The 26952-nt window shown below is 63.9% G+C and carries 25 protein-coding genes and 1 tRNA gene; 15 read left to right on the forward strand and 11 right to left on the reverse strand.

What is annotated here, in order from left to right; all coding sequences use genetic code 11:
- The first annotated feature begins 75 nt into the window (after positions 1-75).
- The 4 genes from plsX to RAD15_RS15090 all read left to right on the forward strand — a co-directional run bounded on the left by plsX (position 76) and on the right by RAD15_RS15090 (position 3193).
- Positions 76-1137 carry a phosphate acyltransferase PlsX gene (plsX, locus tag RAD15_RS15075; protein WP_458178696.1) on the forward strand — a complete coding sequence of 354 codons (1062 nt, stop codon included), beginning with the start codon at positions 76-78 and terminating at the stop codon, positions 1135-1137.
- Positions 1134-2114: a beta-ketoacyl-ACP synthase III gene (locus tag RAD15_RS15080; protein WP_458178698.1), complete on the forward strand. Its 981-nt coding sequence runs from the start codon at positions 1134-1136 to the stop codon at positions 2112-2114. Before plsX ends, RAD15_RS15080 begins: the two co-directional genes overlap by 4 nt.
- Positions 2115-2248: 134 nt before the next feature.
- Positions 2249-2590 (forward strand): integration host factor subunit alpha, encoded by a 342-nt coding sequence (locus RAD15_RS15085; RefSeq protein WP_206733146.1) that lies wholly within the window; start codon positions 2249-2251, stop codon positions 2588-2590.
- A gap of 24 nt (positions 2591-2614) precedes the next feature.
- On the forward strand, positions 2615-3193 hold the full coding sequence (locus RAD15_RS15090) for a MerR family transcriptional regulator (RefSeq protein WP_458178700.1): 579 nt from the start codon (positions 2615-2617) through the stop codon (positions 3191-3193).
- 94 nt (positions 3194-3287) lie between these two features.
- Here the strand turns inward: RAD15_RS15090 and RAD15_RS15095 are convergent.
- Positions 3288-3365 (reverse strand) — tRNA-Pro (locus RAD15_RS15095).
- Between the two features lie 95 nt (positions 3366-3460).
- Between RAD15_RS15095 and RAD15_RS15100 the strand changes: the two genes are divergently transcribed.
- Positions 3461-3727, forward strand: coding sequence for a hypothetical protein (locus tag RAD15_RS15100; RefSeq protein WP_458178702.1), 267 nt, complete (start codon positions 3461-3463; stop codon positions 3725-3727).
- A gap of 482 nt (positions 3728-4209) precedes the next feature.
- Positions 4210-5292 (forward strand): hypothetical protein, encoded by a 1083-nt coding sequence (locus RAD15_RS15105; RefSeq protein ID WP_458178704.1) that lies wholly within the window; start codon positions 4210-4212, stop codon positions 5290-5292.
- A 264-nt stretch (positions 5293-5556) separates the two neighbouring features.
- Here the strand turns inward: RAD15_RS15105 and RAD15_RS15110 are convergent, their stop codons facing one another.
- Positions 5557-6180: a TetR/AcrR family transcriptional regulator gene (locus RAD15_RS15110; protein ID WP_458178706.1), complete on the reverse strand. Its 624-nt coding sequence runs from the start codon at positions 6178-6180 to the stop codon at positions 5557-5559.
- A 120-nt stretch (positions 6181-6300) separates the two neighbouring features.
- Between RAD15_RS15110 and RAD15_RS15115 the strand changes: the two genes are divergently transcribed.
- Positions 6301-7275 (forward strand): alpha/beta fold hydrolase, encoded by a 975-nt coding sequence (locus RAD15_RS15115; RefSeq protein WP_458178708.1) that lies wholly within the window; start codon positions 6301-6303, stop codon positions 7273-7275.
- A 122-nt stretch (positions 7276-7397) separates the two neighbouring features.
- On the opposite strand, the gene RAD15_RS15120 is transcribed toward RAD15_RS15115, so the two are convergent.
- Entirely contained in the window at positions 7398-7637 is a 240-nt protein-coding gene (locus RAD15_RS15120) for a hypothetical protein (RefSeq protein ID WP_007611067.1), read from the reverse strand.
- Between the two features lie 613 nt (positions 7638-8250).
- Between RAD15_RS15120 and RAD15_RS15125 the strand changes: the two genes are divergently transcribed.
- Positions 8251-9222 (forward strand): SDR family NAD(P)-dependent oxidoreductase, encoded by a 972-nt coding sequence (locus RAD15_RS15125; RefSeq protein ID WP_458178710.1) that lies wholly within the window; start codon positions 8251-8253, stop codon positions 9220-9222.
- Positions 9223-9474: 252 nt separating this feature from the next.
- The gene (locus RAD15_RS15130) at positions 9475-10587 is read left to right on the forward strand and encodes an alpha/beta hydrolase family protein (RefSeq protein ID WP_458178712.1); all 1113 of its coding nucleotides are present in this window, start codon (positions 9475-9477) and stop codon (positions 10585-10587) included.
- Positions 10588-10659: 72 nt separating this feature from the next.
- On the opposite strand, the gene RAD15_RS15135 is transcribed toward RAD15_RS15130, so the two are convergent.
- Complete coding sequence (locus RAD15_RS15135; RefSeq protein ID WP_458178714.1) at positions 10660-11166, reverse strand: MarR family winged helix-turn-helix transcriptional regulator; 507 nt, start codon at positions 11164-11166, stop codon at positions 10660-10662.
- A gap of 408 nt (positions 11167-11574) precedes the next feature.
- Between RAD15_RS15135 and RAD15_RS15140 the strand changes: the two genes are divergently transcribed.
- Positions 11575-13131, forward strand: coding sequence for a porin (locus tag RAD15_RS15140; protein ID WP_458178716.1), 1557 nt, complete (start codon positions 11575-11577; stop codon positions 13129-13131).
- 304 nt (positions 13132-13435) lie between these two features.
- Here RAD15_RS15140 and RAD15_RS15145 read toward each other — a convergent pair whose 3' ends face one another.
- From RAD15_RS15145 to RAD15_RS15155, 3 genes are all read right to left on the reverse strand, one after another.
- Positions 13436-13915: a GcrA family cell cycle regulator gene (locus RAD15_RS15145; RefSeq protein WP_458178718.1), complete on the reverse strand. Its 480-nt coding sequence runs from the start codon at positions 13913-13915 to the stop codon at positions 13436-13438.
- 71 nt (positions 13916-13986) lie between these two features.
- Positions 13987-14184, reverse strand: a complete 198-nt coding sequence (locus RAD15_RS15150) for a hypothetical protein (RefSeq protein WP_007603456.1) — start codon at positions 14182-14184, stop codon at positions 13987-13989.
- Between the two features lie 200 nt (positions 14185-14384).
- Positions 14385-15326 carry an acetamidase/formamidase family protein gene (locus RAD15_RS15155; RefSeq protein WP_458178720.1) on the reverse strand — a complete coding sequence of 314 codons (942 nt, stop codon included), beginning with the start codon at positions 15324-15326 and terminating at the stop codon, positions 14385-14387.
- Between the two features lie 158 nt (positions 15327-15484).
- On the opposite strand from RAD15_RS15155, the gene RAD15_RS15160 reads away from it, so the two are divergent.
- Genes RAD15_RS15160 through RAD15_RS15170 form a run of 3 tightly spaced genes read left to right on the forward strand, consistent with a single transcriptional unit; the run spans position 15485 to position 18280 of the window.
- Positions 15485-16252: a YdcF family protein gene (locus RAD15_RS15160; RefSeq protein ID WP_458179119.1), complete on the forward strand. Its 768-nt coding sequence runs from the start codon at positions 15485-15487 to the stop codon at positions 16250-16252.
- A 57-nt stretch (positions 16253-16309) separates the two neighbouring features.
- On the forward strand, positions 16310-17092 hold the full coding sequence (locus tag RAD15_RS15165) for a DUF169 domain-containing protein (protein WP_458178722.1): 783 nt from the start codon (positions 16310-16312) through the stop codon (positions 17090-17092).
- Between the two features lie 9 nt (positions 17093-17101).
- Entirely contained in the window at positions 17102-18280 is a 1179-nt protein-coding gene (locus tag RAD15_RS15170; RefSeq protein ID WP_458178724.1) for a saccharopine dehydrogenase family protein, read from the forward strand.
- Positions 18281-18419: 139 nt separating this feature from the next.
- On the opposite strand, the gene RAD15_RS15175 is transcribed toward RAD15_RS15170, so the two are convergent.
- Positions 18420-19616 carry an FAD-dependent monooxygenase gene (locus tag RAD15_RS15175; RefSeq protein WP_458178726.1) on the reverse strand — a complete coding sequence of 399 codons (1197 nt, stop codon included), beginning with the start codon at positions 19614-19616 and terminating at the stop codon, positions 18420-18422.
- 150 nt (positions 19617-19766) lie between these two features.
- On the opposite strand from RAD15_RS15175, the gene RAD15_RS15180 reads away from it, so the two are divergent.
- The gene (locus tag RAD15_RS15180; protein WP_458179121.1) at positions 19767-20243 is read left to right on the forward strand and encodes a MarR family winged helix-turn-helix transcriptional regulator; all 477 of its coding nucleotides are present in this window, start codon (positions 19767-19769) and stop codon (positions 20241-20243) included.
- Here RAD15_RS15180 and RAD15_RS15185 read toward each other — a convergent pair.
- From RAD15_RS15185 to RAD15_RS15195, 3 genes are all read right to left on the reverse strand, one after another.
- Positions 20212-21468 carry an O-antigen ligase family protein gene (locus RAD15_RS15185; RefSeq protein ID WP_458178728.1) on the reverse strand — a complete coding sequence of 419 codons (1257 nt, stop codon included), beginning with the start codon at positions 21466-21468 and terminating at the stop codon, positions 20212-20214. The genes RAD15_RS15180 and RAD15_RS15185 overlap by 32 nt on opposite strands.
- A gap of 182 nt (positions 21469-21650) precedes the next feature.
- Positions 21651-23201 (reverse strand): undecaprenyl-phosphate glucose phosphotransferase, encoded by a 1551-nt coding sequence (locus RAD15_RS15190; RefSeq protein ID WP_458178730.1) that lies wholly within the window; start codon positions 23199-23201, stop codon positions 21651-21653.
- 121 nt (positions 23202-23322) lie between these two features.
- Positions 23323-24456, reverse strand: coding sequence for a glycosyltransferase family 4 protein (locus tag RAD15_RS15195; RefSeq protein ID WP_458178732.1), 1134 nt, complete (start codon positions 24454-24456; stop codon positions 23323-23325).
- 189 nt (positions 24457-24645) lie between these two features.
- Between RAD15_RS15195 and RAD15_RS15200 the strand changes: the two genes are divergently transcribed.
- Positions 24646-26910, forward strand: a complete 2265-nt coding sequence (locus RAD15_RS15200) for a GumC family protein (RefSeq protein ID WP_458178734.1) — start codon at positions 24646-24648, stop codon at positions 26908-26910.
- Positions 26911-26952: the final 42 nt, after the last annotated feature.

Consider the following 26952-nt stretch of genomic DNA (forward strand, 5'->3'; position numbering starts at 1 on the left):
CGCCATATCCATGGCGAACCCATTTGCGGCCCCGCTTCGTTCAAGACCGCACCAGACCAGGTTTCCAGGACTTTTATGCCAAGCAAGGTTCGCATCGCGCTTGACGCCATGGGGGGCGACGACGGCGCCGCCGTGGTCATTCCAGGCGCCGCCATCTCGCTTGGCAGGCATCGCGACACCGAGTTCCTGCTGGTCGGGGACCGCGCCAAGATCGAGCCCGAGCTCGAGCAGCACCCCGCACTCAAGGCCGCATCGCGGATCGTCCATACCGACGTCGCCGTCAGCATGCATGACAAGCCGAGCCAGGCTCTGCGGCGCGGCCGCAAGACCTCCTCGATGTGGCTTGCCATCGATGCGGTGAAGAAGGGCGAGGCGGATGTCGCGGTTTCCGCAGGCAATACCGGCGCGCTGATGGCGATGTCGCGCTTCCACCTGCGCACGCTGCCGGGCATCGACCGTCCCGCAATCACCGGGGTATGGCCGACCAAGCGCGGCGAATCCGTCGTGCTCGACCTCGGCGCCACCATCGGCGGCGACGCGCACCATCTGGTGTCGCTCGCAGTCATGGGCGCAGCGATGGCCAGCGTGCTGTTCGACAAGCAGCGCCCCACGGTCGGGCTGCTCAATATCGGCGTCGAGGAGATCAAGGGGCACGAGGAGATCCGCGAGGCCGGTGAAATCCTGCGCGCGAGGAACCTGCCGGAACTCGACTATATCGGTTTCGTCGAGGGCGACGGCATCGGCAAGGGTCTCGCCGACGTCATCGTGACCGAAGGTTACAGCGGCAATATCGCCCTCAAGGCCGCCGAGGGAACCGCGCGGCAGATGGCGGAATTGCTTCGGGAAGGAATGCAGCGGAGCTGGCTGTCCAAGCTCGGTTATCTCTTCGCGCGCGACGCCTTTCAGGCGTTGCGCAACAAGATGGACCCGAATAAGTCCAACGGGGGCGTGTTCCTCGGGCTCCGCGGACTGGTGGTCAAGAGCCATGGCGGAATCAGCGCCGAAGGCTTTGCCTCTGCGATCGATGTTGGCTATGAGATGGCTCACTACGATCTCCTGAACAAGATCAATCAGATGCTCAACCGCGAGGGTGGTGCACTTAGTTCCGTGCAGACCGCGCAGGAGGCTGTTTCGTGACTCAAATTCGTTCGGTCGTGCTCGGCTGCGGCTCGTATCTGCCGGAGCAGGTGGTGACCAACGCCCAATTGGCGGCGCGCATCGACACCTCCGACGAGTGGATCGTGCAGCGCACCGGCATTCGCGAGCGGCACATCGCGGCCGAGGGCGAGTTCACCTCGCATCTGGCGATCAGGGCGGCGCAGGCCGCGCTCAGTGACGCCGGCGTGGACGCGCAGTCGATCGACCTGATCGTGCTGGCGACCTCGACGCCCGACAACACCTTTCCCGCGACGGCGGTTGCCGTGCAGCACGGGCTCGGCATCAACCATGGCGCGGCGTTCGACCTCCAGGCCGTGTGCTCGGGCTTCGTGTTCGCGCTCGCCACCGCCGACAATTTCCTGCGCACCGGCGCCTTCAAGCGCGCGCTGGTGATTGGCGCGGAGACCTTCTCGCGCATCCTCGACTGGAACGACCGCGGCACCTGCGTTCTGTTCGGCGACGGCGCCGGCGCGGTGGTGCTGGAGGCGCAGGAGCAGCCGGGCAATGCCGCAACCGACCGCGGCATCGTGACCACGCATCTGCGCTCCGACGGCCGCCACAAGGCAAAGCTGTTCGTCGACGGCGGGCCGTCCTCGACCCAGACCGTCGGCCATCTGCGCATGGAGGGCCGCGAGGTCTTCAAGCACGCGGTCGGCATGATCACCGACGTGATCGTCGACGCCTTCCAGGCGACCGGGCTCGATGCCGACAGCATCGACTGGTTCGTGCCGCACCAGGCCAACAAGCGAATCATCGACGCCTCCGCGCACAAGCTGCACATCGCGCCGGAGAAGGTGGTGCTGACGGTGGACCGTCACGGCAACACCTCAGCCGCCTCGATTCCGCTGGCTTTGTCGGTGGCGCGCAAGGACGGCCGCATCAAGCGCGGCGACATGGTTCTGCTGGAAGCGATGGGCGGCGGCTTCACCTGGGGCTCGGCTCTGGTGCGCTGGTAGCGCCACAGTCGATAAAATTTTGCCGGAATCAGCCGCGATTATCGATGCGTCTGCATTGATGAGCGCTGTTGACCGCTGTATCGTAACCTCATAATTTCAGACAACAATTGTTCGCCGTGATGTGGGGCAGGGCGATGACCGATCAAAGTAAAACCGTAACGCGTGTCGATCTCTGCGAAGCCGTCTACCAGAAGGTGGGGCTGTCGCGGACGGAATCGTCTGCCTTCGTGGAACTCGTGCTGAAGGAGATCACCGACTGCCTGGAAAAGGGCGAGACGGTGAAGCTGTCCTCGTTCGGGTCCTTCATGGTCCGCAAGAAGGGTCAGCGCATCGGCCGCAACCCGAAGACCGGCACCGAGGTGCCGATCTCGCCGCGGCGCGTCATGGTGTTCAAGCCGTCGGCGATCCTGAAGCAGCGCATCAACGGCCAGCACCGCGCCAATGGCGATGCCAGCAAGGCTCAACCCGAGGCGTAACCGCCCTTCGGAAAGGATTTGCATTTGGACAAGGCGCCGGATGCGTTCCGAACCATCAGCGAAGTAGCGCAGGAACTCGACATTCCGCAGCACGTGCTGCGGTTCTGGGAGACCCGGTTCTCCCAGATCAAGCCGATGAAGCGCAGCGGCGGCCGCCGCTATTACCGCCCCGACGACGTCGACCTGCTCAAGGGCATCCGCCGCCTGCTCTACGGGGAGGGCTACACCATCCGCGGGGTGCAGCGGATCCTGAAGGAGCACGGCGTCAAATCGGTGCAGGGCCTCGCCGACGGCGCGGCCGCGGTCTCCTTCGGCGCCATCGAGGACGCCATCGGCGCGAGCCTGATGGAGCCGGACGAGGAAGCGCCGATCAAGGGCGTCACCGATGCCGACGATGACGACTACCAGGGGGATGAGGAGGAAGGCATCGACTTCCGCTTCACCGAGGTCGACGACGAGGACATCCTCACCACCTTCCGCAAGGGCGGCACTGCGGCCGCGCCCGCCGGCCCCAGCGCCATCGACCGGGAGCGCCTCGGCCGGGCGCTCGCCGACCTCGTCGCCTGCCGGGAGATGCTGGACCAGGCGCTGAAGGACGGGTAGGGCGGCTTTTCGCTGGGATCGCCGCCGGTTCCGGGGACCGGCGAGCAGGATCCCACACGACGGTCAATCCATCCGGCAGATGATTTGAGAATAATGGTCGGAGCGAGAGGATTTGAACCTCCGACCCCTAGTCTCCCAGACTAGTGCGCTAACCGGGCTGCGCCACGCTCCGAACGACGTTCCATTAGCTAGGATCGCTGCTTTGCGCAAGGCGACGCCGCAGCATTTTGCCGTTCCCAGCAAACTAAAAAGTGCCGAAACAACCCCATGCACAGTAGCGATAGCATTGATGGATTGATGTTTTTCCGAATCGATTTGACGCGTCGGGCAAAACAGGAGTATGATGCCATCATGCCGGCGTGTGGGATGAGCGACCTGTCCGCGAGGCTCGCAGGTGGCGTCCGAGCCCAGGCATTGGACCTGCTATCTCAGATGCCCACCACCATCCGCTTCGTCTCCTTCACGAGCGTCCGCGCCGTCTTTTCCGACAGCATCTTGGCTTTGTTCAGCATCGCGTTGTTGGCGACCGCCTAGCGGTCGACGGCTTCGCGGCGATTGCGCCGAGGATAATTCCCCATGGCGCGCCAGAGATCGAATGCCTCCAGCGTTTTGCAGTCGCAATAGGGCGTCGGCTTCGTCTTTGGTGAGGCAGCGTTTGTCCATCACGCACAGTTCTCCGCCCGCGAGACGTTGATCGCAATTTTGTAATGTTAGCGGCCCTCGTGCTACCTTTGCGGGCATTTTGGGGAAGGTTGTGATGAACTTTGAGCGCTATTGGTCGAAGAAGCTTGGCGAGACTGGCCTCAATTGATGGAAAAACTATAGACGTCTTGTCGGAATAAGTAGTCGCATGGCCAAAGATGCAGCGTCCACCTACCTCAAATACCCACGCGGTGGTCGGAGCTTGGATGGAGTTTGCGGCGGGTCAGGCCGGCCGCTGATTGCTTCTACCAAAGATATAGCGACGGCTTGTGGTCTCACGCTACTTTGTGCCGTTTGATGCAGGAATTGAATCGATGGCGAAGCTTGTGAAAGCCATGGTGCGGCGAAAGATTTACGCGCTCGCTCTTCTATTGGTATTGGCTTTTCAGTCAGGTTCAGCGGATGCGCAATCGAACATGACCGTAAAGGGAATTCCGCCTGAGTTACCCATTGAGATAGCGGGCAATCAGTGGTTCGTCTTTTTGGACGGAGACATCGATCCCGATGCACCCCAGCGGTTTGAGCAGTATGTAACGCAAAATCGTATTCCCGACCGGTCTGTTGTCTACCTGAATTCACGCGGCGGAAGCCTAGTTGCGGGAATAGAACTCGGTCGCCTGTTCCGAAAGCATGGATTTTCTACCGATATCGGTCGGAAATCATCATTCTCTCCAAAACGCTTCGATATTGATGAGGGCGGCTGTTATAGCGCGTGCGCATACGCCTATTTGGGCGGTCAATTTAGGTATTTTAAGCAGGGGTCCCGATACGGCGTTCACCAATTCAAGTCGATGCGAGCCGATGAGCGTATTGAAGGAACTGCTCAAGTCGTCTCCGCCCTGTCAGTAGAATACATACGCTCAATGGATGTTGATCCAGATTTATTCACGTTGGGCGCCGCCGCGAGCCCTGACGGGATGCATGAAATCGACAAAGCGACTTTGGAACGGCTGAACGTCGTCAATAACGGGCGGACTCGACCTGTCTGGACGGTTGAAAGTACGGACGGACAACTTTATCTCAAAGGACAGCGAACAACCGAGGAATCTGGAATAAATAAGTTCATCCTCTACTGCGAAAAACGCCGAGCAGTCTTGCTTGCTATCTTCGATGCTCTTCGCAGGGATACTGAACTAATGAATATGGCCGCCCATTCTCTTTTGATCGATGGGCAAGTGTATCCATTGAATCCTGATTCCAAGCGGATTCAAAACGGGCTGTTCAATGTCGCATACAGCCTATCACAAAAGGAAATAGTCGCCCTTCGAAAGGGGGAGAATGTTGGTGTGGCGATTCAGTCCACGTATCAGGCACCTATATTCCTCGGGTTCGAGGGAATGAGCATTGGGAGCGGCAAGCCGAAGCTTATCGGTATACTCAATCAGTGCGCCCCCTAAGGTTTTTCCCATTTTGTGGACGTGCATATTTTCCCATAAGCCGGTCGGGTGCCTTGTCTGCCAAGGAATCGACGCCCCCTCCCGTTCTGCTCATAAAGGCAGGTTGCACCGGCCCAAAACCGCTTGCAGGCAGCTGCTTCAGTGCGTTGCGTCGCAGGATTTCGAAGCGCGACCACCGGAGCGGGGTTGGCTTCTCCGCGCGCTATGAAGCGCAACCATTCTCGCGGTTTAGCAAGCGTGTCCAGGTTTCGGGCATCGTTCCGCCTACCTCAAATACCCCACCACCATCCTTGTCGTCTCGCCCACCAGCGTCCTCACCATCTTCTCCGACAGCATCTCCGCGTGGTTCAGCACCGTGTTGTGCGCGACCGCCTCGATCGTGCTCACGCAGATGAACGTCGCTAGCCCCGGATCGATCTTGCGCATCTCGTCGCGGCGGCTTTCGAGATAGGTGCGGACGAGGGCGTGGACCTCGCGGTTGAAGGCTTCGACATCCCTAAGCTGGCCGCTGCGCGGGATCTGCTCGGCGAGCACGCGATGCAGTTTCGGGTTGATGCGGTGGGCTTCGATGGCGACGGTGACGAGCTTGCGCACCGCCGTCTCGATCGGCAGGTCGGCGACTTCAACGAGCGCGGCGCGGACGATCCCCATGATCTCCTCGTTGTGACGATCGATCACGGCGGCGACGAGCGCCTCCTTGCTCGGAAAATACTGGTAGAGCGAGCCGACGCTGACGCCGGCGATCTCGGCGATGCGGTTGGTGCTGGCCTTCTCAAATCCTTCGCGGACCAGAATGCGAGCGGTCGCCTCGATCAGCGCGTCGATGGTGGCGCGCGATCGCGCCTGCGAGGCATTTTTACGGGGTTTTGTCAGCGGCTTTCGCGCCATGGCCTTGCGCTTTCGAATGCGAGTAGGAAAAGCGAGCGAATGCTCGCATTATAGGCGCTCGGTGTCCGTTGGGACAGAGGCAATTGTGCGCCGACCGAGATAGCAGGCGAGGGCACGGGCATGAGCGTAGCAAAAATCCCGTCGATCGGGCGGATGTGCGGCGAAGGCAATTCCGCGCGGGCCGCGGCTTCACGCGATCCCGCGCCGAGCTTGCAGAGCCGCTGCTTCAATGCGCTGCTGAGTATGTTGCCGTTCAAGCAACAGCTGGCGTCGGCCGAGTCCGTGCAGGCGCATGTGCAAAAGCTCGCACGGGAGCCCGCATCGTTTGAGCCGACCGGGCTTGGCCGCGGCGTCGAGGTCACCTTGACGAAGATGGGAGGCTGGCCGGTCTATTACACGGCGCCGTCCTCGGGCCATGAAGGCTGCAACCACGTCATGTTCCTGCATGGCGGCGGCTTCATCAACGAGATCGTGCCGGCGCATTGGCGCTTCGTTGGCCGGATGACGCGCAAGGCGCGCGTCGTGTGCGTCGTGCCGATCTATCCGCTGGCGCCGCGCGCGACCGCGAAGGACATTGTGCCGGCCACGGCCGAGCTGCTGCGGATGCTGCTGGAGGATGCAGGGTCGGCTGAGGTCACGGTGGTCGGCAATTCAGCCGGAGCCAGCCTCGCGCTCGCCGCCTGCCAATGGCTGCGCGATCGCGGCCATCGGCAGCCGAACCGGATGGTGCTGATCTCGCCGGCGGCCGACGCCTCGGTCAGTCGTCCGGAGCAGGTGGCGCTCGCGGCGCGCGATCCGATCCAGGACATTCCGGGGATCATCGAGGCGGGGCGGCTCTATGCCGGCGCGCTCGATGTCGGCCATCCCTTCGTCAGCCCGCTCAACGGCGCCTTCCGCGGCCTCGCGCCGATGACGATCTTCTCGGGCACGCGCGACCTGCTTTACCCTGACAGCGTCGATCTTGCGGAGCGGGCGAGGATGGCAGGCGTGTCCGTCGAGCTGCAACTGTGGCGTGACCAGCCGCACAACTACGCGCTGATGCCGACGCCGGAAGGGCGCAAGGCGCGTGCGCTCATCATGCGCATGGTGGCTTGAGGTGGAAGGTGTGACCGTTGTCACAGTGTGCGCCGCCTCGATGGGGCTGGCGCTGGCGGTGCCCGCGCGGAGGGACAATGCGGCCCCCGGGCGTTTCCTCGTATCAGTAGTTTTGCGGGGCCTTAGGCGTGGCCCTTGATCTCGTAATGGCCGGGCACGCATTTGTACCGATCCAGGCGCCAATTGGCGTGATAGATCGGATGCTCGCCCATCCATTTTGCCAAGGGTGCCTGTGCGCCGATCGCACACTGCATCATCGACATTTCGGGCGTCATATTGCTGTCGGTCACGATTTCCTCGATGCAACTGCCTGAGCTGGCTGCGCTCAGCCGGCAGAGCACGGCAACGACGGTCACGAACATTCCTGTCACCTCATCGGTAGTTTCAGACCACGAAGAGGATGCAAGCGGAGTGCCAGAGCCTGTGACACAAACAACACGCTGGCCTGGCCGACTCGACCCAGCGTCCGGAGTCCATTTAACGATTCGGATTGTAAAAAAATTGCCCCTAACCCGAAGCCGGGCAATTACGGGGAACCGGGGGGGATGATTCCGGGGATGTTGGCGCACCGCGCCAACTCCAGGCTCCCCGCAGTTGGAAGGGCAGTTGCATCTGGAAGCGATGTCCCTGTGGCCATCCTTCGAGACGCCCGCCGTTGGCGGGCCCTCAGGATGAGGGCGGAGTGCGCGGCAGTCTTTTGAGCGAGCGCCGATGCTGCTTAGCCTCATCCTGAGGGGCCGCGAAGCGGTCGTCTCGAAGGACGAGGCGTGCGCTCCGGTTGCGCAAATTGCCATGGGCGATGGCCCTGCCGCAGCTCCAGCGGCCGAATAGTCCGCGCGCCGAAATTACAAGTCGACCATTGCAGCGCCGATCCACTTTTACCTGCGGATGCGGCGCTGCTACATTTTGCGTGCGCCCTCGATGAGCGGCGCAGCCACAAAGAAACACACCGACAAGGGGAGGGACCGAAGTCCCATGAAGGATTTTGCAGGAAAGATCGCGGTCATCACTGGTGGCGGCACGGGAATGGGCCGAGAGCTCGCGCGGCAGCTGGTGGCCGAGGGCTGCAATGTCGCGATGTGCGACGTTTCGGAAGCCGCGATGGCCGAGACCAAGCGGCTCTGCGAGGTCGAGAAGCTGCCGCAGGGGCTGCGCGTCACGACGCACGTCGCCGACGTTTCGATCGAGGATCATCTCAAGCGTTTTCGCGATGGGCTCGCCGAGCAGCAGAAGACGGACCGGATCCATCTGCTGTTCAACAACGCCGGCATCGGTGGCGGCGGCAGCCTGTTCACCAACACGCGCGAGCAGTGGGAGCGCACCTTCAACATCTGCTGGGGCGGCGTCTATCTCGGCGTGCGCACCTTCCTGCCGATGCTGGTGGCGGCGGACGAGGCCCACATCGTCAACACCGCGAGCGTCAACGGCTTCTGGGCCTCGATCGGCATGGGCCAGGCGCACACCGCCTACAGCTCGGCCAAGTTCGCGGTGAAGGGATTTACCGAAGCGCTGATCAACGACCTCCGCCTGCACGCGCCGCACGTCAAATGCTCGGTGGTGATGCCCGGTCACATCGGCACCTCGATCGTCTCCAATTCGCGCAAGGTGCAGAGCGCCGACGGCTCCGAGCGACTCAATGCCGACGAGGTCGCGCTGACCCGCAAGCGGATGGTCGCGGCCGGCGTGCCGGATGCCGACAAGATGTCGGACGAGGATATCCAGGCGGTGTTCGCCGAGCGCGCCCGCAGCTTCCTCGAGGATGCGCCGACGACGGCGGCACAGGCCGCCAAGATCATCCTCGACGGGGTCAAGGCGGAGCGCTGGCGGATTCTCGTCGGCGAGGACGCAAGGCGACTCGACGAGCGCGTGCGCGCCACGCCCGAGCAGGCCTACGACCGCGCCTTCTACGAAAGTTTTACGCAGGAGGTCGGCTGGCGGCTTGGTTGAGATCGTCAACAAGCGCGGGCCGATATAGGTATGATGCTCGTCATGGCAAGAGGTGCGCAGGTGATTATGCGTGCCACCTCTTGCCAACATCTCTCCGCCTCATGACGAATTGGAATGTCACGCATGCGACATGGTCCATCGTTCAAGCGATGGTGATCTTGAACGGGTCTCATTTGACTGAACGGCGGCTTGGTCAAGGAACCAAAATAGTTTAGTCAATCAGGGGTAACGCGATGATAGAGCGTAGCTCCGATGATGCCCGCATGCCTCTCCGACGACTTGATCCTTTGCCCGGAGCGAGAGGACATCTCCGCTGAATTCACCCGGCTGCTCACCGCGGCCCAGGAAGGCGGCGCCACGATCGCGGAATGCCTGATGATCGCGCGGCAGCTGAAGATCGGCGAAGACCAGTCCTGGCATCGCGAATGGAAGAAGCTGGCGCAAGCCAACCGGCACCGCGCCGAGGCCGCGTTCGCAGAGGGCCACATGGCGACCGCGCAGCGCAACTGGCTGCGTGCGCTGAACTACTACGGTGCGGCGGCAATGCCGCTCGACCAGGCCGACGAGCGTCGCTGGGTCGCGGTGCTCGCAATGCAGGAATGCGCCCGCCGCTATCTCACGGCCCGTCGCCCGGCCGGCGAGGTCGTGACGATCCCCTGGCTCGACGAGCATTCCCTGCAGGGCTACTTCCTGCCCGCGCTGGCGGGAGGCGGGCGGGCGCCGGTCGTGATCTGCATCGGCGAGCCCGGCCACCGCAAGGAGGAATTCCTGTTCAAGCTCGCGCCGCATGCGCGCGAGCGCGGATTTTCGATGCTGGCGCTCGACCTGTTCGGCGACCAGCGCGACGACTTTCTCGATGCGCTGTTGCGGCGCCGTGATCTCGAGAGCGCGATCCCCAGCGTCATGGATTATCTGGAGACGCGCAGCGACGTCGATTTCGAGCGCGTCGCGATCGTCGCCGACGGCTGGGGCTCGTCCTTCGTGGCGCGCGCGGTGTTGCAGGAGCCGCGGTTTGCTGCTGCCGTCTGCGACGGCGGCCTGTGGGACCTGCACGAGCGGGCGTTCTTCGCCAGCCGATTCGCGATGAGTGACGTCAGCATCGTCCCGGTGCCGCACGCGCCGCTGATGGCGTCCAGCGCCGACTGTCCGGTGCTGATCACGCTCGGCGAGGACGGCTGGCTCAAGGCCGATCGGGCCCGTCAGATCGTGCAGAAATCCCGGCTCGGCAGTTCGGATGTCATGCTGAAGGTGTTCACCGCGGCCGAGACCGGCGCGGCCCAGGCCCATGCGGACAATCCGAGTCTCGCCAACGAATACATCTTCGACTGGCTGGAATCGCGCCTCGGCACCGCCGGCAGGATCTAGAGCATGACCCGGAAAAGTGTGAAGCGGTTTTCCGAAAAGGTCATGCTCAAAGAATAGCGACGGCGCTTCGCGTCAGAAGTCGAGGGTCAGGCGGACGCAGGCCTTCTCGAGCCGGGTCTTCAGCGTCGCGAGCTTGCCGGTGAATTCGGTGAGCTCGTTCTCGTCGAACTCCTGGAAGACGAATTCCTTGATCGTCTTGTACTGCTCGTTGAGGCTCGCCAGATGCTTCTGCGTCTTGTCGGTCAGGGACAGCCGGACCACCCTGGCGTCGGTCGGCGAGGGGCGGCGGCGCAGCAGGCCCTTCTTCTCGAGCAGCTTGGACTGCGTCGTGACGAACGACGGATCGACGTGGAGCAGCTTGGAAACGACGTTGACGGGAATGCCGTCGTCCTTGTCGAGGTCGGAGATGGCCATCAGGATCAGCCATTGCGGGCCGCTGATGCCGAGCGTCCGCGCCCAGAACTGACGCAGCTCCTCCAGATACATGTTGATCGACGATATCTCCCAGGTGAAGCGCCTGATGATATCCAAATTGCCGATCGAGCGCAGGCGCGCTCCTTCTTTCCTCGTCGCGGACACAGCGTCACTCCCGTGAACTTGAATCTTTCTGGCTGGTGTTCGTGCAGGGCCATAGTCCACGCAAGCCTGCCCTGACGCAAGTGCAGAGCAGGGTAATTTTGTCACTAAAATTACAAAGATGACCCGGTCAGCATATTCGCTTGCCCTGAGTGTTGCGCCCGGGGCACAGGTTTAGCGAAACTACAAAGCTTACCAAATAAACTATTTTGATTAGCGGAACAGCGCAGGCATATTGCTCGCGACGGTGGGGGGTACTCGATCGTCCCGTTGCAGGTGGTTCGCTCACGTCCCTCGCGTCGAAAGCGGGTGCGTCCGAAAGCGCGAAGCGGCCGAGCGGATTTGAAGAGACGGGGATCTGGGGGGCCTCACGGTCCAGTCTCCGTAAAATGAGCAACTTGGAGGTTTTAAATGAAAATGGTGAAGAGCCTTTTGCTCGGCACTGCGGCGGGTCTCATCGCCGTCGGCGGAGCGCAGGCGGCTGATCTTCCGGTCAAGGCCAAGGCGGTCGAGTACGTGAAGATCTGCTCGCTCTATGGCGCGGGTTTCTACTACATCCCGGGCAGCGACACCTGCATCAAGCTGGGCGGCTACCTGCGTGCCGAAGTCGCGCTCAACTCGGGCGGCAACTACAGCGGCCAGTACAGCAACGTGTTCGCGGCGAACAACCGCCTGACGAACTACTACTCGATGCGCGCCCGTGAAGATCTCAACATCGACACGCGCACCGCCACCGAGTACGGCGTGGTCCGCACCTATTTCGATGCGGTCTTCACCTGGACGACCGGCAACTATGTCGGCACCGGTTCGGGAACGGGCGCCACCCAGTACAGCGGCACGCTCGGTCTCAACGCCGCGGGCACGGGCCTCGTCGGCTCCACCGGCGGCAACGTCAACGGCACCGACGGCAACCTCTCGGGCGGCTCGCTCGGCGTCTACTACGCCTTCATCCAGTTCGCCGGCTTCACGCTGGGTAAGGCCGTGTCGCAGTTCGACGCGCCCTGGATCAACTATCCGGGCAACAACTTCGACCAACTCGTCGGCGGCAGCGGCACCACCAACGGCGTCGTTCAGGCCACCTACACGGCCGATTTCGGCCAGGGCGTGACGGCCGCGTTCTCCGTGCAGGACCAGACGCAGGTCTTCCAGACCAATATCTGGAACACCGCGGGCATGAGCACCACCGGCGTCCTCGGCGGCGCCTACGGCTCGAACAACCTCGGCGGCAGCCGGGCGCCCGATATCGTCGGCATGGTCCGCGTCGATCAGGCCTGGGGCCTGTTCCAGGCGTCGGTCGCCGCGCACGACAACCATGTCGGCTATTACGGCGCGAGCGAAGTCACCGGCCATCCGGAAGACAAGTGGGGCTGGGCCGTTCAGCTCGCCTTGCAGATCAAGAACATCCCGACCGGCGCCGGCGACACGATCAACATCTCGGGCGTCTACACCGACGGTGCGAGCCGCTACAACTTCCAGGAGCTGGCCGCGACCAGCTACTCGATGTTCGGCAGCTCGAACGCGGCGTATCAGAGCATCGGCTTTGCCGGCGTGTCTGACGCGGTGTTCGGTCCGGGCGGCGGCCTCGAGCTGACCAAGACCTACGGCTTCCGTGGTGCCTACACCCACAACTGGAGCCCGTTCTGGAACACGGCCGTCTACGGTGCGTGGGCTGCGGTCAACTACAGCGGCACCGCCAAGGGCCTGATCTGCGGCAGCGCCGCGTTCGCCACCCTGACCGGCACCTGCAACCCGGACTTCAACATCGGCCAGGTCGGTGTCATCACCCGCTGGACGCCGGTGAAGAACCTGACCTTCTCGGCTGACTTCACCTACAGCCATCTCGACCAGAAGTACTCGGGCGTGGTCACGACCGGTGCACTGACGGGCGTCGCCAAGCCGGCGGCCACCTACGAGCTGAAGGACCAGGACACCTACAGCATGCTGCTGCGCGCCCAGCGCAACTGGTAAGCCCAGGGTTTGCGGACTTGACGAAGCCCCGGCGGGAGACCGCCGGGGCTTTTCTACGACAAGAGGGCCTTCGGAAAATCCGGCGGGGCCCGTGCAGGAGACGAAGACGAGCTATGCGATTCGATCGTCCTCAAACTTATTTACTTACCTGAGTTAATCAGCTATATAGCTCTCAGCCAAATACGAAAGTTGCGGCTCTTAGCTTCACGCTAAGCCTCCAGAAACCTCCGGTGATGCCCCGCCGGAGGTTTTTCGTTTTTGGGCAAAGCGTTTTCGAGTTCGCGTCGAGAAAACGCGTCAGAATCTAACCGCGCATCACGCGGGCGCGCGTATTCGGCCGGTAGGCGAGGCGGCTGTGGCCGGCGCAATAGGACTGGCCGTCAGGCGCGGCGTTGCCGCAGAAGCAGAAATCGTCTTCGCCCGGCGTCGAGATCGGCCAGCGGCAGCGATTGTCGGACAACTCCAGCAGCGAGCAGCGATTGGCATCGTCGATGGGGCCGCCGACCACGGGCGCGTCGGTCTCGCCATAGATCGTGGCGAGCATCTCGTATTGCAGTCGCGGCACCGCTCGCGACGCGCGGGCCGGCGGCGCGAGGCTTCGCTCGAGCCTGCGGTCTTCGACCGCGCGGCTGCGCGTCAGATTGAGCCGGGACAGCTTGCCGATCACGGCGTTGCGGCTGACGCCGATGTCGGCGGCGATCTCGCGGCAGGAAAGGCCGGCCTCGAAGTGCTGCTTCAGAAGTTCAATTCGTTCGTTGGTCCAAGTGGGTGAGAGAACAGGCATTATAGCGGTCCCAGGTTGCAGATGTCGGCCATCCGCCCTCGAGATCCGTCCGCCTCACGTTCGGCGCGCGCTCACGTCCTGCCATTGTCGCGAATCGACAAAAGCCCGTCCTTGATGGCGAGACGGATGCCTTCCTCGATCAAGGTACGTGCGACGCCGGGGACGCTGGTGCCGTGGGTGCCCTGTCTCACCAGCTTCTCCAGATAGGTGATGGTCGAGAGCGCCAAGGTTACGGGAATGCGGTCAGTCTCGGCTTTTTCGGTGGCCATGCCTAAACGCTAGCCTCTTACGCAGGTACATAAAAGTAACGATTAAGACTCTATTTAGGTTCAGGGGTGAAAGTCAAATCCGGGCCGAACCGGTGTATCAGCTTGTTGGAATCGCTCAGGAAAACTGACGCGACTCGGCGCGCCGCGCGAGCCGCCGGGCAGCGGCTTGTCGTCAGCAGGTCGGGGAGAGGCGGGCCGGCTCAGCCGTGCACGAGGGCCTTTTCGATCATGCAATGGATGCCCTTGGACCCGTTGACGGTCTGGGTGACCCTGAGATCGGCGGCCAGGCTGCACAGCGTGTAGGCGTCCTCGCGCGACAGGTTACGCGTCTCGCCGAGCAGCGCGATCATGTCGCGCAGCGCGCGCACGACGCACTGGTCGAGATCGGGGTCCATCGCCATGGTCATGTAGTGCGTCGCCGTCTCGGCGCGCGGATAGTCGAACCGGAGGTCCTTGCGCAGCGTCAGGCGGAAGCGGCCCTGCAGCGCGGTCTCGATCGCGGTGACGCAGACCTCGCCATCGCCCTGCACGCCATGACCGTCGCCGCAGGAGAACAGCGCGCCCGGGACGAACACCGGCAAATAGAGCGTCGCACCCGCGCCGAGCTCCTTGTTGTCGAGATTGCCGCCCATCGCGCGCGGGACCAGCGAGGAGATGCGGCCCCAGGCCGGGGGCGGCGACACGCCCATCACGCCGAAAAACGGTTTCAAGGGCAGGTCTAGCCCCCACGGCATGCGGCCGACCATCCGCTTCTGATCGAGGGGAATGTTCAGGATGCGCGTCTCGTGGAAATCGTCGGGCAGGGTGCCCGACAGCGGCTTGATCATGTTCCAGCCCCAGTCCTGCCGGAGCTGGACGTCGAGGATCTCGACCGCGAGCACGTCACCGGGCTCGGCACCCTCGACCGCGATCGGACCGGTGAGGATATGGCCGGGCAGCATGCGCTCGTTCCTGGCGTGAACCTCGAACATCTCCGGCGGAATGTGAAACTTGTTGCGGTCGGGCAGCATGTCCGGGCCGCCGCTGATGGTGTCGACCGTCACCTCGTCGCCGCTTTTGACGGTGAGGACGGGCTTCAGGGCCGCTTCGAAGAAGCCCCAATGGCAGGTCTCGGGGCAGGAATGCAGGTGGTGATGGGCCATTTGCCGTGTCCGTTCGGTTTCATCGGTCCCGGGCTTGACCGGGCGATCGATCCTCTTTCAAGAAGATTTCTGAAGATGGACGGGCGGGTCAAGCCCGGTACGATCATTCCAGCGAGGCTCCCCTGTATTTCGTTCTTTCCAAGACCCTCGGCACCGCACTGCTGCCGATCAATCTCCTGGTCGAGCTCGGAATCCTGTCGCTCGTGCTGATGGCGACGCGATTTGCCGCGCTCGGCCGCAAGCTGGCCGTGACCACGCTGCTCCTGCTGGCGCTGGCCGCGTTCTCGCCGCTCGGCAATCTCCTGCTTTATCCGCTGGAGTCGCGCTTTCCGGCCTGGGACGCCTCGCGCGGCGCGCCCGACGGCATCATCGTGCTCGGCGGCTCCATCGATACCGATTTGTCGGCGGCGCATCGCACACCGGTCGTCTCGCACGCCGCCGATCGTCTGCTGGCGCCGGCCGAGCTTGCGCGCCGCTATCCCAATGCGCGCATCGTCTTTACGGGCGGCACGGCGAACCTGGTCGCGACCGAGTCCAAGGAGGCAGACTACTCCGCGCCGATCCTGGAAAACCTCGGCATCGCGAAGGAGCGCCTGATCCTCGAGCGCGAGTCCCGCAACACCTGGGAGAACGCGATCTTTACGAAGCAACTGGTCTCGCCGAAACCGGGCGAGCGCTGGCTCCTCGTCACGTCGGCCTTTCACATGCCGCGCTCGATGGGGATCTTTCGCAAGGCCGGGTTCGACGTCGAGGCCTATCCCGTCGATTGGCGGATGGGCGGGCGTGACGATCTCTTCACGTTCACCCGCGTCGGCGGGGACGGTCTTGCGCGGACCGACGTTGCGGTGCGCGAATGGATCGGTCTTCTGACCTACCGGATCATGGGACGGACCGGCGAGTTGCTGCCGGGGCCGGCCAAGGATTAGAACAAGGACCGCACAACAAGAACAAACGGCGCGCGATCGCCGGCCGGAGGGAACACCATGCAGCAGCAGAATGCAGACAGGATCGATCTTGCCGGCCTCGTCGCCGATCTCAACGGCCTGCTGCGGCTGAAGACGACTGTGATCGGCATGAAGCTGTTCGCGCGCGCTGCGGAGATGGAGGCGATTGCGAAGATCCGGCGGCCGAACGCGATCCACACCACCGACCAGATCGTCAGCATGGCCGCGCGGCTCGGCTGGACCGTCGGCATCACCGCCGACGACCTTGTCGGCGCGCAGTGCCGTGCGGTGATTGGGCTTAGCCCCCAGGACGACAAATGGCTCGCCGGCGAGAACTATGTCGGGGTCTGGCACGGCACCGCCGAGGACGCGCGCAAGCGCCAGGAGGCGCTGGACGTGGTTCCGTTCGGCCAGTACCAGGCGCTCGCGGTCAGTCCGCTCGCGAGCGGCCGGCTCGATCCGCCCGACATCTGCCTCGTCTACGCGACGCCCGGGCAGATGATCATCCTGATCAACGGGCTGCAATATACCGGCTACAAGAAATTCGAATGGGGCGTGGTCGGCGAGACCGCCTGCGCGGATTCCTGGGGGCGAGCGCTGAAAACCGGCGAACCCAGCCTGTCCTTGCCATGCTATGCCGAACGGCGCTATGGCGGCGTGCCGGACGAGGAGATGCTGATGGCCTTGAAGCCTTCGCATCTCGCCAAGGCGATCGAGGGCATGAAGGCGCTGGCCAGGAACGGCCTGCGTTATCCGATCCCGCCCTATGGCATTCAAAGCGACGTCCGTGCCGGCATGGGCGTGAGTTACGCGAAAAAGTAAGGGACGACCATGAGCTCTGCGAAATTCGACATCGTCGTCTACGGTGCGACCGGTTTCACCGGTCAGCTCGTCGCCGAATATCTGGCGACGCATTACAAGGGCGACAAGGCGCTCAAATGGGCGATGGCGGGCCGCAGCCTCGACAAGCTGAAATCCGTGCGCGATGCGATCGGCGCGTCCGCCGACACGCCGCTGATCGTGGCGGACGCGTCCGACGCGGCGTCGCTGAAGGCGATGGCGGAGCGGACGATGTCGGTGATCACGACGGTCGGTCCGTACCAGTTCTACGGCGAGGACCTGCTCGCGGCCTGCGTTGCTACCGGAACCGATTATTTCGATCTCTGCGGCGAGCCGGTGTGGATGCGGCAGATGATCGACAAGTACGATGCGGCGGCCAAGGAGAGCGGCGCGCGCATCGTGTTTTCCTGCGGCTATGATTCCGTGCCGTTCGAGCTCGGCACGTTCTTCGTGCAGGAAGAGGCCAAGCGTGTGTTCGGAGCACCCGCCGCGCGCGTGAAGGGCCGCGTGCGCGACATGCGCGGCACGCTGTCGGGCGGCACCGCCGCGAGCGCGAAGGCGACCTTCGATGCCGTGGCCAAGGATCTCAGCCTCGTCGCCATTCTCAACGATCATTTTGCGCTGACGCCGGGGTTCATCGGCCCGAAGCAGCCGAAGGGCAACAGGGCGGCCTTCGAGGAGGACCTGCAATCCTGGACCGCGCCGTTCATGATGGCGCTGATCAACACCCGCAACGTCCATCGCTCCAACATGCTGATGGGCTTTCCCTACGGCCAGGACTTCGTCTACGACGAGATGGTCCTGACCGGTCCCGGCGAGAAGGGCGAAGCGAATGCAAAACGCGTGATGGCGGCCAACGCCGAGAAGACCGGCCCGAATGCGCCGAAGCCGGGTGAGGGACCGTCGAAGGAAGAGCGCGAGAAGGGTCTCTTCAATCTGCTTTATGTCGCGATCGCGCCCGACGGCCGCATGGTTCGCGCCGGCGTCACCGGCGACCGCGATCCCGGCTACGGCTCGACCTCGAAGATGATCTCCGAATGCGCGATCTGCCTGCTGCGCGACGCGACGGACGTTCCGGCCGGCTTCTGGACGCCGGGCGCGGCGATGCAGCACAAGCTGATCAAGCGGCTGGTCGATCACGCCGGGCTGACGTTCGGGGTGGAGGGGTAGGGCCTCGGTTTTAATCGCTTACGCAAGATCGTAGGGTGGGCAAAGGCGCAACGCGCCGTGCCCACCATCTGTCCGCGGTTTCGCTTCCAGATTGGTGGGCACGCTTCGCTTTGCCCACCCTACGACAGGGTTCGCGCCGCTACACCGCCCGCGCGTCATACGCGTACATGAAGTCCATGCCCTTGGCGCCGAGCGGCAGCAGCCATTTCATCATCTGATTTCTGACCCAGGCGCCGGTGGCGCTGAACTCGCGTTTGCTGTTGCCGTTGCGGCGGGCGATGGCGACGATCTTTTCCGTGCGCGGGCGGCGTTCCGCCTCGAAGGCTTGGAAGGTGGCGCCGAGCTCCTGGCCTTCCTGCATCAGGCGGGCAAGCCGCATCGCATCTTCGAGCGCGAGCGAGGCGCCCTGGCCGGCATGGGGACTGGTCGCATGCGCGGCATCGCCGATCAGCAGCGAGCGCTTGCGCGACCAGGTCGGCAGCGTTGCGACATCCAGCGTGTCGGTGACGACGATGTTCTCGGCGGCTTCGATGATGTCGGGGATCGGATCGTGCCAGCCGCGATGAAAGCCGCGCAGATGCTGCTTCAGCGTCGTCTCGTCAAGCGCCCGGAACATCGCCGCGTCCATGCCGTGCGCAGGCTGCGTGCTCCACCACATTACGCCGTCGGTCGGATCCGGGCTGCAATAGCCGTAGCCGAAGAAGCCGCTCTGGCCGAACGTGGTCTCGACGTGCCGGCCGATTGATCTACCGTCGAGAACGGCGTGCGGCACGAAGCCGCCGAAGCCGATCAGGCCGGTGTCGAACGGCTGCGGGCCATCAGGCACCACCTGGCGGCGCACCACCGAGTGCACGCCGTCGGCGCCGATCAGGAAGTCGCCTTCGGCGGTGGTGCCGTCGGAGAAGTAGGCGATGATCGGCTGGTCGCCGCGATCTTCGACCTTGATCAGGCGCTTCTCGAAATACAGCGAGACGCAAGCGCACCAGGCCTTGTCGATCAGGATCTCGTTCAGCGTGGCCCGGCAGACGTTCACCGCGGGCTGGCCGAAGCGCCGCGCCATGTCGCGATTGATCGAGCCGAGCCGCTCTCCGCCTTGCGAATAGAAGTCGAAGGATTCTGCGACCGAGCCGCGGCTGATCAGCTCGTTCGAGAGGCCGATCTCGTCCAGAACATGCATGCCGTTCGGCGCGATCTGCAGGCCGCCGCCGATGCCTTTCGAATAGGGCCACGCCTCGTAGATCGCGGACTCGATGCCGGCGCGGCGCAGCAGGATCGCGGCGACGGGCCCGGCGATACCGGCGCCGATGATCAGGGCCTTGCGGGGACGGTTGGACATGGTGGCTTGCTCCCGACGTTTCCGTGGTGCTAGGAGAAATTACGGTCGCTAAATCTCTTAGTGACTAAGATATATATCGACTAAGATATGAGGTCGGCCTTGTCAAGGACGAAGGCGCGCGCTGCGCTGTTGCAGGAGCTAGAGGAGGCGATGCGCCGGTCGTCCGCGCAGGGCGTGCTCTATGGCCAGACCGTTGCGAATGTTGCCGGAATTGCCAATTCCGACCTCGAATGCATGGACATCCTGTATCTCGAAGGACGCGTCACCGCGGGCCGGCTGGCCGAGGTCACGGGGCTGACCACCGGCGCCATCACCGGCGTGATCGACCGGCTCGAGAAAGCTGGCCTGGTGCGCCGCGAGCGCGACGAGAACGACCGCCGCAAGGTCTTCATTGCCGTCGTGCCGGAGGCGGCCATGAAGATCGGGCAGTTCTACGTGCCGATGCAGCAGGCGATGGAGAAGGTGTTTGGCGCCTATTCCGACGAGGAGTTGCGCCTGCTGTTGCGCTTCGCCAACGAGGGCTACAAGGGCGTGCTCGCGGCAACCGAGGCGCTGAAAGGCCTGCTCGATACACCGCCAGAGAAGCGGCCCGAGCTCAAGCTGAAGAAGCTTCGTCCGAAGCCTTGATTTTGTAGACCTGCGCGGCGGCGATCATGCCCCACATCGCGCCCAGCATCATCCAGAAGTGCCGCCAGTGGTCGGTGTCGATCACGAAGCTTTCGCCGACGGTGCCGATGAAGGCGGAGAACACCGCGAGATAGGCGCGCTGCCAGGGCACACGGACGAAGATGTGCCTGATACCCATGATGACGGTGGTGAAGACCAGCGCGGGATAGCACATGCCGGACAGCCAGCCGCCGGACATGAAGGCGTTCAGGTAGGAGTTGTGGGTGTCCTCGGGGAAGAAGCGGTGGAATTGCAGCGGGCCGATGCCGAACGGCAGGTCGAGCGCCATCTCTGCACCGAGGATATGCCGGCCGAATCGGCCGAAGCGGCCCTCGTCATAGCTCTGGTCGAAGCTCGCACGCTGCTTGAACATCTCGGCGGTGGCATCGAATGACAGCAGCACCGCGATCAGCGCGAGGCCCAGCACGGCGGCGACGATCGCCATGATGACGATGCGCGAGCGCTGCGCGTTGGTGCGGCTGGTCAGCACCATCAGCGCCAGCATGAATGCGGAGGTCAGCACCAGGCCGCCCCAGGCGGCGCGGGAGAAGGCGAGCAGGATGGCAAGCGACATGATGCCGAAGGCGATGACGTTGCGGAAGGCCTTAGCCAGCTTGTCCGAGACCACGCTCTGGAGCGCGAACAGCGCCGGCAGGATCAGGAAGGCGCCGAGCACGTTCGGGTCCTTGAACGTGCCGCGCGCGCGTCCGTAGAGTGTGAGAAGGTCGTCGCCGCCGGGAACCAGGTGGAAGTAGCCCGCGACTGCCGACAGCGAGGCGACCATTGCGCCGACCACGAGGCCGCGGCGCAGCATGTCGAGCCGAGCCGCGGTGTCCTCCGAAAGGACCATGGCGAAGAACACCACGGTCACCGCCATGTACCAGGAGGTCGCGATCCAGCTGACCACTTCGGGCTGCTCGAACAGCGGGATCGCGCTGATGGTGTAGCCGACATTGAGCAGGACCAGCATCAGCACCAGCGGCATCAGCGCAAGGCGCAGGCGCAGGCCGGTGGCAAAGAAAATGACGGTGGCGAGCAGCGTCGCGATTTCATACGGGCTCGGCTCGATGAAGACGATGGCGCCGGAGGCGCCGACCAGCCACACCAGCGCACGCTGCACCGCCAGCACGCCGGGCGCAGCGGGTGCGGCAAATTTCACTCCACCGGCTGTCGCCGCATACGCCATCACATGCTCACGCTCTTACGCAACTCTTACGCCACAAACACCGCTGTCATCGCCCGGCCTTGTGCGCAATTGCGCACTGGACCGGGCGATCCAGTATTCCGCGGCGCGCATTGGAGGATGCGGCTGGCGCTGCGGCGTACTGGATGCCCCGGTCAAGCCGGGGCATGACGAAGAAGCTCAACTCAATACGCGTTCTCGTTCTTGGTCAGCAGCGAGATCGGCGTCTTCAGGAGAATGACCAGATCGAACAGCACCGACCAGTTCTCGATGTAATAGAGGTCGAATTCGACGCGCTTCTGGATCTTCTCTTCGTTGTCGATCTCGCCGCGCCAGCCGTTGATCTGGGCCCAGCCGCTGATGCCGGGCTTGACGCGGTGGCGGGCGAAATAACCGTCGACGGCTTCGTCGAACAGCCGGCTCTGGAGCTTGCCCTGCACTGCATGCGGGCGTGGGCCGACCAGGGAGAGATTGCCGGAGAACACCACGTTGAAGAGCTGCGGCAGCTCGTCGAGGCTGGTCTTGCGGATGAAGCGGCCGACGCGCGTGACGCGCGGATCGTTCTTGGTCACGACCTTCGACGCCGTCGGATCCGCCTGATGGTGGTACATCGAGCGGAACTTGTAGACGTCGATGCGCTCGTTGTTGAAGCCGAAGCGCTTCTGGCGGAACAGCACCGGGCCGGGGCTGTCGAGCTTGATCGCCAGCGCGACGAGGCCCATCACCGGCAGGGCTGCGAGCAATGCGAGGCTGCCGACGATGCGATCGAACAGCCATTTCATCACCAGGTCCCAGTCGGTGATCGGCGCCTCGAACACGTCGAGCGTCGGCACCTCGCCGAGATAGGAATAGGAGCGGGGGCGGAAGCGCAGCTTGTTGGTGTGCGCGGAGAGGCGGATGTCGACCGGCAGCACCCAGAGCTTCTGCAGCATCTCCAGGATGCGCGTCTCCGCGGAAATCGGCAGCGCGAACAGCACGAGATCGACGCGGGTGCGGCGGGCGAATTCCACGATGTCGTCGACCTTGCCGAGCTTGCGCGCGCCGGCGCAGGTGTCGAGCGCGCGGCTGTCGTTGCGGTCGTCGAACACGCCGAGCACGTGGATGTCGGAATCCTCCTGCGCGTTCAGCGCCTCGACCAGCTGCTCGCCGTTGCTGTCGGAGCCGACGATGATGGTGCGGCGGTCGAGCCGGCCCTCGCGCGCCCAGGCGCGCACCAGCGAGCGCAGCACCAGACGCTCGCAGAGGAGCGCGACGAGTCCGAGGAAGTAGAAGGCGGCAAGCCACAGCCGCGATATTTCGCTGCCGAACTTGGCGAAGAAGGAGATGCCGATGAAGAGCAGGAAAACGAACGACCAGGACGAGATCATCCGCGTCATCTGCCGCAACTGACCGCGGAACAGCTGCACCTGGTAGATGTCGGCGGCCTGGAAGCAGACCACCGCGGCGATCGCGACGGCCAGGATCTCCGCAGGATAGACCCAGCTGAAGGAGCCCGCGAGCGGCATGACGTAGCCGGCATAGACCACGATGCCGACGAGACTCAGCAGCGCGAAGTCGGCCAGGCGCACGAAGCCGGTGATCACGATCGGCGAATAGGCGCGGGCGACCTTCTGGTTGACGACGTCGAGCGCTGCGGGCGAGAGCCGGCGGCGGCGCTCCACGAACGGTTGGTCAGTCGGTCTCGCCGCGACGCTGGTCGCGGCATCGAGCATCGAGCGTGCGTTGAGCGGTTCCACGGGCTTCCACGTCCATTCCAAGAACCCGCGGGCCACGGCCGTGCGCCCCCGGGCAGGTATCCCCTAGCTCCTGGATTATCGGACAAATCGGAAGATTCTCTAAAGCCGGCCTTAAGGGTGGTTAGTGATTGGTAAATGCGTCGCGATAACCCGCGATCACGCCGTCGACCATCGCGGCTTGCGAGAAATGCGCCGAGATGCGCTCGCGCAGGGACGTCGCGCGCTGCGCGGTCGCTTGCGGATCGTCCATCGCCGCAGCGATCGCCTCCGCCATGGCCTCGGGATTGCTCGGCGCGAACAAAGCGGGGTTGTCGATGCCGAAAATTTCGGGGATGCCGCCAATTCGCGACGCGATCATCGGAATGCCGGCGGCGCCGGCCTCGATCACGACATAGGGCATGGAATCGCCGCGCGAGGGAACGACCAGCAACCGGCCCTTGGAGAAGCCGTAGCGCGCCTTGACGTGGCCGACGAAGCGGATGGCACTGGTGAGGCCTAGCCTCTCGACCTGCGCCTTCAGCGCCGCGGTTTCCTCACCGTCGCCGCCGAGCGTCAGCGTGACCTTCCTGCCGCCCTCATGCAGGCGCGCCACGGCATCGACCAGGAGATCGGCGCCCTTGATGTGCCTGAACTCGCCGACATAAGCGAGGTCGGTGGCATCGTCGGCGAGCGTGACCGGCTCGAATTCCTCCGGCGTCACCCCATTGAAGACGCAATGCACCACGCCCTTGGGCGTGCCGACGATGCGTTGATAGGTATCGCGGGCAAACGCGCTCTCGAACAGGAACAGGTCCGTCGAACGCGTCAGCGAGCGCTCGAGCCGCGCGTAGAATTCGCCCTTCAGCGTGTTGAGCGGATAATGCAGCGAGCCGCCGTGCGGGGTGTAGATGCGGATGGTGTCATCTGAGCGACCCCGCATGCGAATGAAGGCGCCGGCCTTGGCGCCGTGGCCGTGCATCACGTCGGGCTTGAGCGCGGCGATCAGGCGCCGCATGCGAAGCCACACCAGGACATCGTCGGGCGACGGTTCGCGGCGGATCGCCATCCGGTGCACGCCGAGCTTCAGCCGCGGCGCAAGCTCGGCAAGCGCCTTGTCGGCGCGCTCGCCACCGGTCAGGCTGTCGGCGAGAATGCCGACATGATGGCCGCGGTCGACCTGGCCGTTGGCGACATCGAGGATGTGGCGGAAGATGCCGCCGACCGGAGCACGCACGGCGTGCAGGATGCGGAGCGGCTGGTCGGGAGAGGGGGGCATGATCAAAACCAGCGCTCGAACAATTCTCACGAAATATCGCGAGGGATTAAGAGCCTTCGTGGTTAACAAACGATGACGAGTGCGTATGCGCAAGTCGCCGCATGCAGCGATTAACCCAGCAGCAACCTTAATGGAGTGTAATCGCCGGGGTTGAGGTAGAGTCGCAGCGTTGCCCTGCGGGAGTGTTCGATGCGTTTAGCGTTCTGGCGTGCCGGCAAGGACAAGGCTGTGATCGAGCGGGCGGTTTCGAAGCCCAAAGCCGAAGCCGCGCCCAAGACTGAACTCAAGAAGATCGAAGCAAGGCCTGAGCCCGTCGTTGCAAAGCCGGCGCCGGTCGAATCCGGCGACATCGATCTGCACGCGCTTGGCGCGGCATTGGCACGCAAGCGCGGCTGGATCATCGTGCCGACAGTGCTCGCGCTCGTCGCGTCCGTCGCGATCGTCAATCTCGTCACCCCGCGTTACAAGTCGGAATCCCGCATCCTGATCGACGGCCGCGAGAACGTGTTCCTGCGCCCGAACAGCGACCGCACCGAGGAACGTCAGGCGCTCGACGCAGAGGCCGTCACCAGCCAGGTGCAACTGGTGTTGTCGCGCGATCTCGCGCGCGAGATCATCAAGAAGAACAAGCTTGCGGAGCGGCCCGAGTTCGATCCGGTGCTGCAGGGCATCTCGCCGCTGAAGTCGCTGGCCGCGCTGATAGGCATCGGCCGCGATCCGTTCTCGATGACGCCGGAAGAGCGCGTGCTGGATGCCTATTATGAGCGTCTGCAAGCCTACGCCGTCGACAAGTCGCGCGTCATCGTGGTCGAATTCCAGTCCGCCGATCCCGAGCTTGCCGCACGCGTCGCCAACTCGATCGCCGACGGTTATCTCGTGCTGCAGCAGAGCGCGCGTCAGGACCAGGCGCGCAACGCGAGCCAATGGCTTGCGGGCGAGATCGAGAATCTGCGCAAGAAGGTCTCCGACGCCGAGACGAAGGCCGAGGATTTCCGCTCGAAGTCGAGCCTGTTCGTCGGCACCAACAACACCACGCTGTCGAACCAGCAGATGGGTGAAGTCAACACCCAGCTCAACAATGCGCGCGCGCTGAAGGCCGACGCGGAAGCCAAGGCGCGGCTGATCCGCGAGATGCTCCAGAGCGGCAAGCCGATCGAGGCATCCGAGGTTCTGAACTCGGAGTTGGTGCGGCGGCTCTCGGAGCAGCGTGTGACGCTGCGCGCACAGCTTGCCGAGCAGTCCTCGACGCTGCTGGGCAATCATCCGCGCATCAAGGAATTGAAGGCCCAGCTCGGCGATCTCGATACCCAGATTCGCGACGAGGCGAGCAAGATCTCGCGCTCGCTGGAAAACGACGCGCGGATTGCCAGCGGCCGGGTCGACAGCCTGACCGCGAGCCTCGAACAGCTCAAGAAGCAGGCGACCTCGACCAACGGCCAGGACGTCCAGCTCCGTGCGCTCGATCGCGAAGCCAAGGCGCAGCGCGATCTGCTCGAGAGCTATCTCGCCAAGTATCGCGAGGCCAACACCCGCGAGACCATCGACACGGCGCCCACCGACGGCCGCATCATCTCGCGTGCCATCGTCTCGAATACGCCGGCCTATCCGAAGAAGCTGCCGATCGTGCTGATCGCCACGATCGCGACGCTGCTGCTGTCGTCCGGCGTCGTCGTCACCGGCGAGCTGTTGCGTCAGACCGCGCCGCGCGCCGTGGCCGCGTTCACGCCGGCGCCAGCGCAGGCCTCGGCTTACCGGGAGCCGGTGATCGTCGAGCCGATTGTCGATCCTGTCATGGCCGAGCCCGAGCCAGCACCGCTTCAGCCCGAGATGACTGATGATGCCGACGTCGCCGAGTTCGCCGAGATCGAACATCTTGCCGACAGCCTGCGCGCCGCGGGCGCCGCGGCGAAGAAGGTCACGGTGCTCGGAACTGCATCGGGCGAAGCCATCACGCTGTCGACGCTGACGCTCGCCCGGCATCTGGCGCGCGACGCCCGCGTCGTCGTGGTCGATCTCGCCGCGTCCTCGCCGACCATCGCCGCCGTGTCCGTCGACGCCTCCGCGCCGGGCCTTGCCGAGCTGATGCAAGGCGAGGCGTCGTTCGCCCAGGTCATCACCCGGGACAAGCTGTCGCGGCTGCATCTGGTCATGGCCGGCCGTCCCGGCTTCGACCGCAGCCTGCTGCAATCGCCGCGGGTGACGCTCGCGGTCGATGCGCTGCTGCGCGCCTACGACCACGTGCTGCTCGATGCCGGCAGCGCTTCGGACCTCCCGGCGGACCTCCTGACGGCGCATGCCCGCGCCGTCGTGGTGCCCGATGCGTCGATGACGCCCGATGCGCGCACGCTGATGTGCGAGCAGCTGAGGGCCGTCGGCTTCAGCGAGGTGACGATGCTGAGCAAGCCGGTGCAGGCGCCAGGCGCGGCAGAGACGCTGCGCGTGGTGGCGGCGTAGGCTCTTTTACCCTCTCCCCTTGTGGGAGAAGTCGATTTCGAT

Source organism: Bradyrhizobium sp. 14AA (assembly GCF_054185205.1).